At 67.7% G+C, this 13,267-nt stretch carries 10 protein-coding genes; 9 read left to right on the forward strand and 1 reads right to left on the reverse strand.

The annotated features are described in order from the left end of the window. The first annotated feature begins 329 nt into the window (after positions 1–329). From N5D48_RS23720 to N5D48_RS23760, 9 genes are all read left to right on the forward strand, one after another. The gene (locus N5D48_RS23720; protein ID WP_279888448.1) at positions 330–1,289 is read left to right on the forward strand and encodes a MoxR family ATPase; all 960 of its coding nucleotides are present in this window, start codon (positions 330–332) and stop codon (positions 1,287–1,289) included. A 4-nt stretch (positions 1,290–1,293) separates the two neighbouring features. After that, the gene (locus tag N5D48_RS23725; protein WP_279888449.1) at positions 1,294–2,238 is read left to right on the forward strand and encodes a DUF58 domain-containing protein; all 945 of its coding nucleotides are present in this window, start codon (positions 1,294–1,296) and stop codon (positions 2,236–2,238) included. Beyond that, entirely contained in the window at positions 2,235–2,729 is a 495-nt protein-coding gene (locus N5D48_RS23730) for a DUF4381 domain-containing protein (RefSeq protein ID WP_279888450.1), read from the forward strand. Before N5D48_RS23725 ends, N5D48_RS23730 begins: the two co-directional genes overlap by 4 nt. After that, the gene (locus N5D48_RS23735; RefSeq protein ID WP_279888451.1) at positions 2,722–3,798 is read left to right on the forward strand and encodes a VWA domain-containing protein; all 1,077 of its coding nucleotides are present in this window, start codon (positions 2,722–2,724) and stop codon (positions 3,796–3,798) included. The genes N5D48_RS23730 and N5D48_RS23735 overlap by 8 nt, the downstream gene beginning before the upstream one ends. Further along, complete coding sequence (locus tag N5D48_RS23740; RefSeq protein WP_279888452.1) at positions 3,795–5,513, forward strand: VWA domain-containing protein; 1,719 nt, start codon at positions 3,795–3,797, stop codon at positions 5,511–5,513. Before N5D48_RS23735 ends, N5D48_RS23740 begins: the two co-directional genes overlap by 4 nt. Next, positions 5,510–7,135: a BatD family protein gene (locus N5D48_RS23745; protein ID WP_279888453.1), complete on the forward strand. Its 1,626-nt coding sequence runs from the start codon at positions 5,510–5,512 to the stop codon at positions 7,133–7,135. Before N5D48_RS23740 ends, N5D48_RS23745 begins: the two co-directional genes overlap by 4 nt. Positions 7,136–7,321: 186 nt before the next feature. Beyond that, positions 7,322–8,560 carry an exonuclease SbcCD subunit D C-terminal domain-containing protein gene (locus N5D48_RS23750; protein ID WP_279888454.1) on the forward strand — a complete coding sequence of 413 codons (1,239 nt, stop codon included), beginning with the start codon at positions 7,322–7,324 and terminating at the stop codon, positions 8,558–8,560. Further along, complete coding sequence (locus N5D48_RS23755) at positions 8,557–12,201, forward strand: AAA family ATPase (RefSeq protein WP_279888455.1); 3,645 nt, start codon at positions 8,557–8,559, stop codon at positions 12,199–12,201. The genes N5D48_RS23750 and N5D48_RS23755 overlap by 4 nt, the downstream gene beginning before the upstream one ends. Next, positions 12,198–12,791 carry a glutathione S-transferase gene (locus N5D48_RS23760; RefSeq protein ID WP_279888456.1) on the forward strand — a complete coding sequence of 198 codons (594 nt, stop codon included), beginning with the start codon at positions 12,198–12,200 and terminating at the stop codon, positions 12,789–12,791. Before N5D48_RS23755 ends, N5D48_RS23760 begins: the two co-directional genes overlap by 4 nt. A gap of 157 nt (positions 12,792–12,948) precedes the next feature. On the opposite strand, the gene N5D48_RS23765 is transcribed toward N5D48_RS23760, so the two are convergent. Further along, on the reverse strand, positions 12,949–13,125 hold the full coding sequence (locus N5D48_RS23765; RefSeq protein WP_167388412.1) for a hypothetical protein: 177 nt from the start codon (positions 13,123–13,125) through the stop codon (positions 12,949–12,951). Positions 13,126–13,267: the final 142 nt, after the last annotated feature.

Raw genomic sequence — 13,267 nt, forward strand, 5'->3', positions numbered from 1 at the left:
TTGGCGGCGCCTGAACTATCGCGCGCTTAGAAGCAAGATCAAGACCAAGACCAGAAAAAATGAATTACTTGCCGACCAGGAAATTACGTCTTATCAGGTCAAGCGCCTCGTCACATGTAATGACTCGACAACGAAACGACCGCCTTCAATAAACAATGACTCACTCTCCTGCATACACCCCCACCAACACCTGCAATCCCCAACCCTCCCCTTTACACGATTTTTGCTAACCGCCATTGGTCGCCACCCCCCCGGATGCATTAAAGTATCCACCCCCGCCCGGCAACCGCTTCCAGCGCGCCAGGGCCCATCCCCAGGAACCGTCGACGATGGAACACCGTGAGGCGCTGATCGCGCTGCGCACCTTTCTCTCCTCCCAGATCCTCGGCCAGGAAAAACTGGTCGAGCGTCTGCTGATCGTGCTTCTGGCCGACGGCCACATGCTCGTCGAGGGCGCCCCGGGCCTGGCCAAGACCAAGGCCATCAAGGAACTCGCCGAAGGCATCGAAGCACAGTTCCATCGCATACAGTTCACCCCCGACCTGCTCCCGGCCGACATCACCGGCACCGAGATCTACCGCCCGGAAACCGGCAGCTTCGTGTTCCAGCAAGGACCGATCTTCCACAACCTGGTGCTGGCCGACGAAATCAACCGCGCCCCGGCCAAGGTCCAGTCCGCCCTGCTCGAAGCCATGGCCGAACGCCAGGTCAGCGTCGGACGCAGCACCTACGAACTGTCGCCGCTGTTCCTGGTAATGGCCACGCAGAACCCGATCGAGCAGGAAGGCACCTACCCACTGCCCGAAGCCCAGCTCGACCGCTTCCTGATGCACGTGAAAATCGGCTTCCCCGACGCCGCCGTCGAGCGGCGCATCCTGCTCCAGGCCCGCGGCGAAGCCCTGGGCGGCGAAGCGAAGCCCGAACGGCGGGTCAGCCAGCAGGCGATCTTCGCCGCGCGCAAGGAAATCCTCGGCCTGTACATGGCCGACGCAGTGGAGGAATACCTCGTGCAACTGGTGATGGCCACTCGCACCCCGGCCAAGTTCGACAGCGAGCTGGCCGACTGGATCGCCTACGGCGCCAGCCCGCGCGGCTCCATCGCCCTGGACCGCTGCGCCCGCGCCCACGCCTGGCTGGCCGGGCGTGACTTCGTCAGCCCCGAGGACATCCAGGCGGTGCTGTTCGACGTGCTGCGCCACCGCATCATCCTGTCGTTCGAGGCCGAGGCCGCGGGGGTCGACCAGGACCGCGTGGTCCAGCGCATCCTCGACGTCGTCGCTGTCGCCTGAACCCATGCCCACCGCGCAGCTGGCCGAACCCGGCATCCGCATCGGCCTGTCCGACCTGATCGACATGCGCCACCGCGTACGCGAGATCCAGCTGTTCTCCCGGCCCGGCCAGCGCAGCCCGCTGGTGGGTCTGCACCACTCCAAGCTGCGCGGGCGTGGCGTCGACTTCGACCAGGTGCGCGTGTACCAGGCCGGCGACGACGTGCGCAACATCGACTGGCGCGTCACCGCGCGCACCCAAGAGCCGCACACCAAGCTGTTCCACGAAGAGCGCGAACGACCGATCTTCATCATGGTCGAGCAGAGCCAGCGGCTGTTCTTCGGCTCGGGACTGATGTTCAAGTCGGTGCTGGCGGCCCAGGCCGCGGCGCTGTTCGGCTGGGCGGCGCTGGGTCACAACGACCGCATCGGCGGCCTGGTGTTCGGCGACAACGATCACCTGGAGATCAAGCCTCGGCGCAGCAAGCAGAGCCTGCTGCAACTGCTCAACCGCCTGGCCAAGGCCAACCAGGCCCTGCACACCGAAGCCGTGCCGCAGCCCGACAGCCTCGACCTGGCCCTGCGCCGGGCGCGCGAGGTGTTGCGCCCGGGCAGCCTGGCCATCGTGATCTGCGACGAGCGCGCGCTCAACGCCAGCGTCGAGCAGCACCTGGCGATGCTGTCGCGCCACTGCGACGTGCTGCTGCTGCCGATCAGCGACCCACTCGACCACGCCCTGCCCGCCGCCGGTCTGCTGCGCTTCGCCCAGCGCGGCGCGCAGCTGGAACTCGACACCCTCGATGCCAACCTGCGTCAGGCTTACCGCCAACAAGCCGAGGCGCGCATCGAGCGCTGGGAGCTGCTGGCGCAGAAGCTACGGGTGGTGCTGATGCCCCTGAGCACCCAGAGCGAGATGATCGAACAGCTGCGCGAATACCTGAACGCACAGCGCCCCGGGAGCAATCGATGAACCCGCTGGATCAGTTGCAGCCGCTGATCGCCCCGCCCGCCATCGGCCTGTGGCCACCGGCGCCGGGCTGGTGGCTGCTGCCCATCCTGCTGGCGCTGCTGGCCTGGGGCCTGTGGCGCCTGCGCCACTGGCGCCCAGGCCAGCGCAAGGTAGTACGCGCCGAGCTGCCCCTGGACCCGGTCCGCGTCGAGGCCCTGGCCGAGCTGGCGCGCCTGCCGCGTCCCTACGACGGCGCCCCAGCCGGCGCCTGGCTACAGCAGATCAACGCCCTGCTCAAGCGCCTGTGCCGGACCCACTACCCCGGCGCCAACAGCCACACGCTCAATGGCCGGCAATGGCTGGCCTTTCTCGACAACCGTTGCCCGGCCGCCGGCCTGACCCGTTGGATGGTGCTGGTCGAAGGCGCCTACAAGCCTGAGTGCAAGCTCGACGACAAAGCCATCGCCGGGCTCGCCCAGGCGGTCGAAACCTGGATCCGCAAGCATGTTTGAACTGGCCTGGCCGTGGATCTTCCTGCTTCTGCCGCTGCCTTGGCTGGCGCGCCTGGCGCTGCCTGCCGCCGACAGCGGCGAACCGGTGCTCAAGGTCGGCTTTCTCGACGAGCTCGAAGGCCTGGCCGGGCGCCGCGCGCGCCTGAACCTGCCGACCTGGCGGCAGCAGGCGCCGTTCATCCTGATCTGGCTGCTCCTGCTGCTGGCCGCCGCGCGCCCGCAATGGCTGGGCGACCCGGTCCCCGTGTCGGCCAGTGGCCGCGACCTGCTGGTGGCGGTGGACGTATCCGGCTCCATGGATTTTCCCGACATGCAGTGGAAAGACGATGAAATCAGCCGCCTGGACCTGGTCAAGGCGCTGATGGGCGACTTTCTCCAGGACCGTCAGGGCGACCGTGTGGGGCTGATCCTGTTCGGCAGTCAGGCCTACCTGCAGGCACCGCTGACCTTCGACCGACGTACCGTGCGCACCTTCCTCGACGAAGCGCAGATCGGCATCGCCGGCAAGAACACCGCCATCGGCGACGCCATCGGCCTGGCCGTCAAGCGCCTGCGCCAGCGCCCGGCACAGAGCCGGGTGCTGATCCTGGTCACCGACGGCGCCAACAACGGCGGACAGATCCACCCGCTGACCGCCGCGCGCCTGGCGGCCCAGGAAGGCGTGCGCATCTACACCATCGGCATCGGCGCCAACCCCGAGGCCAGCGGCACCCCGGGCCTGCTCGGACTGAACCCGAGCCTCGACCTGGACGAAGCCGCGCTCAAGGAAATCGCCGACATCACCCACGGCAGCTACTTCCGCGCCCACGACGGCGCCGAGCTGGATGCCATCGGCGACACCCTTGATCAGCTCGAACCGGTGGCCCAGCAACCGACCCAGGCACGCACCGCCAGCGAACTGTATGCCTGGCCGCTGGGCCTGGCGCTGCTGCTCAGCGTGCTGCTGGTGGTGGCCGTGCAGTGGCCGGACAACGGGCTGCAGCGCCTGCTGCGCAAGCCACGCTTCCTGCAACCACACCCGGAATGGCGCCAGCGTCTCAAGCGCCTGCGTCTGAGGAGGCGGCGATGATCGAACTCTGGCCACAATGGCTACGCCCGCTCTGGGTGCTGGTCGTGCCGCTGCTCGGCTGGCTGCTGTACAAGCTCTGGCACCGCCGCAAGCGCGCCGGGCGCTGGCAGCTGATCCTGCCCCAGCCATTCCATGCCGTGCTGCTCGGTGGTGGCAGCGGTGGCAGCAGCAAGCTGCCGTGGATCGCCCTGGGCCTGGCCTGGCTGCTGATCGTGCTCGCCCTGCTCGGTCCGAGCTGGCAGCGCCTGGAGGAAACCCGCCAGCGCCCGGCCGATCCACTGGTGATCCTGCTCGAACTGACCCCGCAGATGCTCGCCGAGGACAGCGCGCCCAACCGCCTGGAACAGGCCCGGCGCAAGATCCTCGACCTGCTGGAGCACCGCCGCGACAGCCAGACCGCGCTGGTCGTCTACGCAGGCTCCGCCCATACCCTGGTGCCGCTGTCGGACGACCTGGGCACCACGCGCAACCTGCTCGAGGCCGTCGACCCGTCGATCATGCCGCAGCCCGGCCAGCGCGCCGACCTGGCCGTGCGCAAGGGCCTGGCGCTGCTCGCCCAGAGCGGCCTGGGCCAGGGCCGGCTGCTGCTGATCGGCTCGGCCCTGAGCAACCAGGAGCGCGAAGGCATTCTCCAGGCCCTCGGTCGCCAGGGGCCGAGCCTGCTGATGCTGGGCGTGGGCACGGCCGAGGGTGCCCCGGTGCGCCAGGCCAACGGCCAATACCTCAAGGACGACCAGGGCGGCATCCTCCTGCCACGCCTGGACAGCGCCTCGCTCAAGGCGTTCGTCGCCGGCACCGGCGGGCGCTACCGCCACGCCCGCATCGATGACCTCGACCTGCGCGGCCTGGGTCTCTACGACAACCCTCGCCTGCTGCACAAGGATGGCCAGACCGTGCAACTGGACAGCTGGGCCGACCAGGGTTACTGGCTGTTGTTGCCCCTGCTGCTGCTCGCCGCTTGCGCCGGTCGCCGGGGCTGGCTGTTCTGCCTGCCGCTGCTCCTGGCCTTGCCACAGCCGAGCCAGGCCTTCGAGTTCAACGACCTTTGGCTGCGCCGCGATCAACAGGGGCAACGCCTGCTGGAGCGCCAACGACCGGCCGAAGCGGCCCGACACTTCCAGGACCCGCAGTGGCGAGGCATGGCGCTGTACCAGGCCGGTGACTTCGCCGGTGCCGCCGCGGCCTTCGCCCAGGGCAACGACGCCGCCGCCCACTACAATCGAGGCAATGCCCTGGCCCGCGCCGGTGAACTGGAGGCCGCACTGGACGCCTACGAGCAAGCGCTGGAACGCCAGCCCGACTTGAAGCCGGCGCTGGACAACCAGGTCCTGGTGCAGCAATTGCTGCAGCAGCGCGAGGCCAAGGCCGAGGAACAACCGGCCAACGCCGATGCCCAGGACACGCCGGGCAACGACACCGATGGCAACAGCAGCTCGTCCAGCAGCCAGGCCCAGGGCACGCCCGGCAGCGATGAACAAGCCCAGTCCCAGCAGGCCGGCGACAATGCCAGCACCACCCAGGTCTCACCTGGCAATGCCGCCGGCGATGACGACAGCATCACCCAACCGCCCCAGCGGCCGGTCTCCACCAGCCTTGACGCCGAACAGCGCCAGGCCCTGGAACAATGGCTGCGGGAGATTCCCGACAACCCGGCAGAGCTGTTGCGACGCAAATTCTGGTACGAACAGCAATTGCATCAGGAAACCCCACGATGAGTCGCTTCGGCGTCTTTCTCCTTGGCCTGCTGTGGAGCCTCGCGGCCCAGGCCTCACCGCCCCTTCAGGCCAGCGTCGACCGCACGCGCCTGGAGGCAGGCGAAACCCTGGAGCTGACCCTGGAGAGCCAGGATGTCACCCAGTTCGGCAAACCCGACCTGCGCGCCCTGGAGGGCGATTTCGAAGTCCGTGGCACGCGCCAGCTCAACAGCCTGCACAGCCTCGACGGCGAGACCCGCGCCAGCACCCGCTGGATCATCACCCTGCTGCCCCGGCGCAGCGGTAGCCTGCGCATTCCCGAGCTGCAGTTGGGGCAGTCGCGCAGCCAGGCGATCGAGCTGCAGGTACAGCAAGCCGACAGCCAACGCCCGGACGTGGCCTCGCAAGTGTTCATCGAAGCCACCCTCGACAGCCGCGAGGTGTATGTCCAGGCCCAGGCCGTGCTGACCCTGCGCATCTATCATTCGATGGCGCTTTACGACGACAGCAGCCTCAGCCCGTTGCAGCTGGAGAACGCCAAGGTCGATCCATTGGGTGAGTCGCGCACCTACGAAAAAGAGATCAACGGCGTGCGCCACGGCGTGATCGAAACCCGGTACGCCATCTATCCGCAGCAGAGCGGCAGCCTCGAAGTACCGGCGCTGCGCTTCACCGCCACCGCCGCCGACAACGGCGAACAGCCTGCCGGCACGCCGCGGGTCGGGCGCCAGGTGCAGGTCAGTTCCCTGCCGCTGCGCCTGGAGGTCAAACCGATCCCATCGAGCTATCCGGCCGATCGCCCATGGCTGCCCGCCCGCAGCCTGACCCTGGAGGAACGCTGGAACCCCGACCCGGCCGGCCAACCCACGCAGATCGGCGACTCACTGACGCGCAACGTCACCCTGCGCGCCGAAGGGCTGTCGAGCACCCAGCTACCAGCGCTGCCGGCCACCGAGGCCGTCGGCCTGCGCCGCTATCCCGACCAGCCGCTGCTGCGCAACGAGATCGGCGAGCGTGGCATGATCGCCAACCGCGAGGAGCGCGAGGCGCTGGTCCCGACCCACAGCGGTGAGCTCGCGCTCCCGGCGCTGGAGGTGACCTGGTGGAACACCCGCGAGGACCATCTGGAGCATACCAGCCTGCCGGCACGCACCCTCGACGTGCAGGACAACCCGGCCTTGAGCGCCGACACGCCGGCGGGCGACACCGCCACCAGCAATCGCCTGCTCTGGCCATGGCAACTGGCGACCCTGGCCCTGACCCTGACCACGCTGCTCGGCTTCGCCCTGTGGTGGCGCGCACGTTCGCAACCGGCGGTGCTGCGCGCGGCGCAGAGCGGCCCAAGCCCGCGCACGCTGCTCGACGACCTCAAGCGCGCCTGCCAGGCCAACGACCCGCAGGCCACGCGTCAGGCGCTGGACGCCTGGGCCCGCCAGCAGCCGGAAACCCTGGCCGAGATGGCGGCGCGCTTCGTGCTCCTCTCCGACGCGCTCGATGGCCTGAACGGCGCCTTGTATAGCGAGAGTGGCCAGTACTGGCACGGCGACGAGCTGTGGCGTGCCATTGGCGCCATTCCACCAGCCGAACAGGTGCTGGCACCGTCGGGTGACGCGGGTAGCCTGCCGCCGCTGTATCCCAAGTAACCCTCCCGGCCTCTTCGCGGGCAAGCCCGCGCCCACCGACCCCGAGCAACCCTGTGGGAGCGGGCTTGCCCGCGAAGAGGCCGGCACAGGCACCGCAACCGCCAGCTCCTTTCACCAAAAGCCCGCTCACCGAGTTACCATAGCGCCCTTATCCCAAAGCCCCGCCGCTCATCCAACGGATCTTCCATGCGTCTGTTTCACACTTCCGACTGGCACCTGGGCCAAAGCCTGCATGGCCAGGAACGCGACTTCGAACACGCCTGCTTCCTCGACTGGCTGCTCGGCCAGTTGCGCCTGCGCCAGCCCGATGCGCTGCTGATCGCCGGCGACATCTTCGACACCGTCAACCCGCCGGTCAAAGCCCAGGAGCGCCTCTACGACTTCATCGTCCAGGCCCATGAGCAACAGCCCAAGCTGGATATCGTGATGATCGCCGGCAACCACGACTCCGGCTCGCGCATCGAGCTGCCGGCGCCGCTGATGCGCCGCCTGCGTACCCATGCCCTGGGCCGGGTGCACTGGCTCGACGAAGGCCAGCTCGACGCCGAGCGCCTGCTGATTCCGCTGACCAATGCCCGCGGCAAGGTCGAGGCCTGGTGCCTGGCCCTGCCCTTCCTGCGGCCGGCCGAAGTCACCGGGCCAGCCCTGGGTGACGACTACCTGCAGGGCATCGCCCAGGTGCACGAGCAGCTCATCGCCGCGGCGCGCAAGAAACGCAAGAAGGACCAGGCCCTGGTCGCCATCAGCCATGCCCACATGGCCGGCGGCAGTATCTCGGAAGATTCCGAGCGCAGCCTGATCATCGGCAATGCCGAGGCCCTGCCGGCCAAGCTGTTCGACAAGACCATCGGCTATGTCGCCCTCGGCCACCTGCACAAGCCGCAGAAGGTCAACCGCGAGAACCGCATCCGCTACAGCGGCGCGCCGATCCCACTGTCGTTCGCCGAGATCAACTACCCGCACCAGGTGCTGGAAGTGGAGCTGCAGGGCAGCGAGCTGGTCAGCGTCGAGCCGCGCCTGGTACCGCGCGCGGTGGCGCTGCAACGGGTCGGTCCGGCGCCGCTGGGCGAGTTGCTCGAACAGCTCGGGCAGTTGCCGGTGATCGATCTGCTCGAAGACCCCAACCGCCAGCCCTGGCTGGAAGTGCGGGTACGCCTGGACGAACCGCAGCCCGACCTGCGCCAGCAGATCGAAGGCGCCCTGCAGGGCAAGGCCGTGCGCCTGGTGCGCATCAGCGCCGAATACGCCGGCAGCGGCCGCGCCGAGGACGACGAGCAGGCCTTCGTCGAGCTTGCCCAGATGACCCCGCAGGACCTGTTCGGCCGCGCCTGGGAGCAGACCTACGGCAACCCCGCCGACGACCAGGCCCTGGCCGATTTCGCTGAATTGCTGCAGGACGTCCTGCAAGAGCAGGAGCAGGCATGAAGATCCTCGCCATCCGCCTGAAGAACCTGGCCTCGCTGGCCGGCCCGATCGATATCGACTTCACCGCCGAGCCCCTGGCCAGCGCCGGCCTGTTCGCCATCACCGGGCCCACCGGCGCCGGCAAGAGCACCCTGCTCGACGCCCTGTGCCTGGCGCTGTTCGGCACCGTACCGCGCCTGAACGACATCGCCCGGGAAGCCAAGGTGCCGGACGCCGACGGCGAGATCCCTACCTCGGATCCGCGCAACCTGCTGCGCCGCGGCACCGGCAGCGGCTTCGCCGAGGTCGATTTCGTCGGTATCGACGGCTGTCGCTACCGCGCCCGCTGGGAAGCCAACCGCGCCCGCGAAAAGGCCACCGGCAAGCTGCAGAACAGCCGCCAGAGCCTTTACGACCTGGACAGCGAGCAACTGCTGGGCAGCGGCAAGAACGAATACAAGCAACTGGTCGAGGCGCGCCTGGGCCTGAACTTCGAGCAGTTCACCCGCGCGGTGATGCTGGCCCAGAGCGAGTTCGGCGCCTTCCTCAAGGCCGACGACCGTGAGCGCAGCGAACTGCTGGAAAAACTCACCAACACCGCGATCTACACCCGCCTGGGCCAACGTGCCTTCAGCAAGGCGCGGGAAACCGGCGAGGTTCACAACGACCTGAAGAATCAGGCCGAACACCTGCTGCCAATGGGAGCCGAAACCCGCGCGGCCCTCGACCAGGCACTGGAACAGGCCCAGCAACAGTTCAAGGCCGACCAGGCGCGCCAGCGCCAGCTGGAACAGCAGCGCACCTGGTTTGCCGAACAGCAGCGCCTGCAAGCCCAGCACAACGAAGCCGGCACGGCCCTGCAAAGCGCGGAACACGAGTGGCAGCAACTGGCCGAACAGCGCGTCGACCTGCAACGCCTGGAGCGCCTGGCGCCACAGCGCCACCAGTTCCACCGCCAGCAGCACCTGGCCGGGCAACTGGCCCCGGTGCTGGCCGATATCGACCAGCAGCAGCGCCAGCAAACCGAACTGCAGCAACACACCGACGCGCTGCAGCAAGCCCTGGAAACGGCCCGCCAGCACCTGGCCCAGCACCAGGCCCTGCACGGCGAGAACGCCCCGCGTCTGCGCCAGGCCTTCGCCGCCCAGGGCGACCTGGCGCGCCTGGACAAGGAGCTTGCCGAGCAACGTGAAGCCTGCACCCAGGCCGAACAGGAAGTCGATGCGGCCCGCCAGCAACTGCAGCAGCTGGAAGACAACCAGCAACGCAGCCTGCAGCAACTGGCCCGGATCGACAGCGCCCTGGCCGAAAGCGAACCGCTCGGCAGCCTGGCCGACGCCTGGCAGGCCTACCTGCCACAACTCAAGCAGGTGATGCTGATCGGCGGCCGCCTGGCCAAGGGCCGCGAAGAGCTGCCCGGCCTGCAGGCCCAGGCCAGCCAGGCCAACGCCCAGCTGCAAACCCAGCGCGAGCACTTCGAGTTGCTGTTCCGCGAGGCGGGGGCCGAGCCCCAGGCACTGGCCGAGCAGATCGACCTGCTGGGCGCCATGCTCCAGGACAACCGCAAGCAGCAACGCGCGGTCGAGGAGCTGTCGCGCCTGCATGGCCGCGAAATGGAACTGCGCAACGGCCTCGATGCACTGCGCGAGCGCCAGCAACAGGCCATGCAGCAGCGCCAGCAGCTGATCGGCGAAGGCACGGCGGCCAAGGCCGAACTGGAAGGCGCCGAGCAGGCGCTGACCCTGACCCGCCAGTTGCTCGAGCGCCAGCGCCTGGCGCGCAACACCAGCGTCGAAGAACTGCGCGCCCAGCTGCGTGATGGCGAGCCCTGCCCAGTGTGCGGCAGTGCCGAACACCCGTTCCATCAGCCCGAGGCGTTGTTGCACAGCCTCGGACGCCACGACCAGGCCGAGGAAGAGGCGGCGCACAAGCAGGTCGAACAGCTCAGTGCCAAGTTGGTGGAGCTGCGTACCCAACTGGGCGTGGTCAATGCCCAGCTCAAGGATCAGCAGCAGCAACAGCAGCAATTGGGCGAGCAGTTGCAGCCCGTGGTCGAGCAGGTTCAAGCCCATGCCCTGTGGCCAGCGCTGGCGCCGCAGGATGACAGCGCCCGCAGCAAATGGCTCGACGGCCAGCTGCGCCGCCTAGGCGACGAGATCGACCGCGACGAGAAACGCCAGGGCGCCCTGCTCGCCCTGCAAAAGGATGCCGCCCGCCTCACCCAGCAATTGCAGGCTGCAGGCCAAGCCCAGCAACAGGCCCAGCGCCACCTCGACCAACAGCACCAGGCCCTGGTCGCCGACGAGCAGCAACTCGCGCAGGGTCTCGAAAGCCTCGAAAGCGTGCTGCCCCCGGACATTCTCCAGGCCCTGCGCGACGACCCGGCCAATGCGTTCCTCGGCCTCGACCAGCAGATTGCCCAGCGCCGTCAGCAACTCGACCTGCGCAAGGACGAGCTGGAAGAACAACAGGCTCGCCAGGTCCAGCTGGACAAACAGCGCGATCAGCAACAGGCACGCCTGCATAGCCAGCAGCAGCTGCAACAGAAGCTCGCCGTGCTGGACGAACAACGCCGGCAGGCCCAGGCCACCCTGGGCGAGCTGCTCGGTGAGCAGCCCAGCGCCGAAGCCTGGCAGCAGCACATGGACACCCAGTTGGAACAGGCCCGCGCCGCCGAGGCTGACAGCGCCCGGCAACTGCAGGCGCTGCACACCCAGGGTGTGCAACTGGCCGGCGAGCTCAAGGCCAACCAGCAGCGCCAGAAGGCACTGGAGCAGGAACACCAGCAGTTGCAGGGTGAAATCGCCCAGTGGCGCAGCGAACACCCCGAGCTGGACGACGCCGGCCTCGACCGCCTGCTGGCCATCGACGACAGCCAGGTGGGCGAGCTGCGCCAACGCCTGCAAGCCGCGGAAAAAGCCGTCGAGCAAGGCCGCGTGTTGCTAGGGGAGCGCGAGCAGCGGCTGCAGCAACACACCGCCCAGGCCCACGGCGAACTGCCCGTCGAAGCACTGGAAACCGCCCTCGCCGAGCTGGCCGCACAGCTGGCAGCCCAGGAGCAGCAATGCGCCGAGCTTCGCGCCCAACAGGCCGAGGACCAGCGTCGGCAACAGGCAAGCCAAGCCCTGGCCGAACAGATCGAAACAGCACGCCTGCAATGGCAGCGTTGGGCCCGTCTGAACCAGCTGATCGGCTCGGCCTCGGGCGATGTGTTCCGCAAGATCGCCCAGGGCTACAACCTCGACCTGCTGCTGCACCACGCCAACAGCCAGTTGCGCCAGCTGGCCCGGCGTTATCGTCTCAAGCGCGGCGGCAGCGCCCTGGGCCTGCTGGTGCTGGATACCGAGATGGGCGACGAGCTGCGTTCGGTGCATTCGCTGTCGGGCGGCGAGACCTTCCTGGTGTCGCTGGCCCTGGCCCTGGGCCTGGCGTCCATGGCGTCGAGCACCCTGCGCATCGAATCGCTGTTCATCGACGAAGGCTTCGGCAGCCTCGACCCCGAATCGCTGCAACTGGCCATGGACGCCCTCGACGGCCTGCAGGCCCAGGGGCGCAAGGTGGCGGTGATTTCCCACGTGCAGGAGATGCACGAGCGCATTCCGGTGCAGATCCAGGTGCGCCGCCAGGGCAACGGCCTGAGCGACGTGGAGGTATGCGGGTGATCCTCTACTCGTTCCGCCGCTGCCCCTGGGCCATGCGCGCACGCCTGGCCTTGCGCTATGCCGGCTGCGAAGTACGGGTTGTGGAAGTGAAGATGAAAGACAAGCCCGCCGAGCTGCTGGCACTGTCGCCCAAAGGCACGGTGCCGGTGCTCGATACCGGGGATGCGGTGCTGGAGGAAAGCCTGGACATCATGCGCTGGGCGCTTGCCCAACATGACCCCGAGGACTGGCGCCTGCAGGCCGAGCCCGCTGCGGCGCAGCTGGCCGAAGCGCTGATCGTGCGCAACGACAGCACCTTCAAGACGCAGGTAAACCTGTACAAGTACGCCGAGCGCTACCCCGAGCACTCCCGGGCACACTACCGCGCCCAGGCCGAGCCCTGGCTGGCCGAGCTGGAAGGCCTGCTCGAAGGCAGGTCCTACCTGCTGGCCGCTCATCCAAGCCTGGCCGATGCTGCCCTGTTGCCCTTGATGCGCCAGTTTGCCGGGGTCGAACCCGAATGGTTCGCCGAGGCGGCTTATCCGCGGTTGCGGAGCTGGTTGCAGGGCTGGCTGGCATCGCCGCTGTTCAAGGCCGTGATGGCCAAGTGAAACAGCGTGTCGCTCAAAGCGCCATGATCGGCGCGGACATCAACAACAGCACTACCGCCGTGATACGCCACATCATGCTCTGCCCCTTTGGCGAGTCAAAAAAATAGCGTCAAATTAAATCACATGGCGTTGTGCTATTACCAATGGCTTTACACACTCAATTGGCGTGCTTGCTCAGGGCCGCATGGAAATGCGCGCTCTGCTGCAGGTACTTCTGGGTGTAACTGTGGGTGTTGGACGCCTTGGCGCTTTGCTCCAGCTGGGCGTGAGCCGGCAGTACGACGGAGGCGGAGATGGCGGAAGCGGCGATGACCGGGAAGAGATTGAAGTTCATGTGGGCTGACCTCGACTTCGGTGGTTGACGTTGGCCCGTCGGGGGCCTTGGGTCAAAACTTACGCCGATGCGTCTGCCTGGAAAAATTCATTGCAGCAGTAGCGAATATCACCCCCATCGATAATTGGACACGCGTCCCCTA

The sequence above is a fragment of the Pseudomonas sp. GD03858 genome, assembly GCF_029840925.1.
Lineage (GTDB): Bacteria > Pseudomonadota > Gammaproteobacteria > Pseudomonadales > Pseudomonadaceae > Aquipseudomonas.

What these genes read in the sequence shown, in the direction of transcription:
- N5D48_RS23755 (WP_279888455.1), top strand. Translation starts at nt 8,557, where the DNA reads ATGAAGATCCTCGCCATCCGCCTGAAGAACCTGGCCTCGCTGGCCGGC.
- N5D48_RS23750 (WP_279888454.1), top strand. Translation starts at nt 7,322, where the DNA reads ATGCGTCTGTTTCACACTTCCGACTGGCACCTGGGCCAAAGCCTGCAT.
- N5D48_RS23765 (WP_167388412.1), bottom strand. Translation starts at nt 13,125, where the DNA reads ATGAACTTCAATCTCTTCCCGGTCATCGCCGCTTCCGCCATCTCCGCC.
- N5D48_RS23740 (WP_279888452.1), top strand. Translation starts at nt 3,795, where the DNA reads ATGATCGAACTCTGGCCACAATGGCTACGCCCGCTCTGGGTGCTGGTC.
- N5D48_RS23725 (WP_279888449.1), top strand. Translation starts at nt 1,294, where the DNA reads ATGCCCACCGCGCAGCTGGCCGAACCCGGCATCCGCATCGGCCTGTCC.
- N5D48_RS23735 (WP_279888451.1), top strand. Translation starts at nt 2,722, where the DNA reads ATGTTTGAACTGGCCTGGCCGTGGATCTTCCTGCTTCTGCCGCTGCCT.
- N5D48_RS23730 (WP_279888450.1), top strand. Translation starts at nt 2,235, where the DNA reads ATGAACCCGCTGGATCAGTTGCAGCCGCTGATCGCCCCGCCCGCCATC.
- N5D48_RS23745 (WP_279888453.1), top strand. Translation starts at nt 5,510, where the DNA reads ATGAGTCGCTTCGGCGTCTTTCTCCTTGGCCTGCTGTGGAGCCTCGCG.
- N5D48_RS23720 (WP_279888448.1), top strand. Translation starts at nt 330, where the DNA reads ATGGAACACCGTGAGGCGCTGATCGCGCTGCGCACCTTTCTCTCCTCC.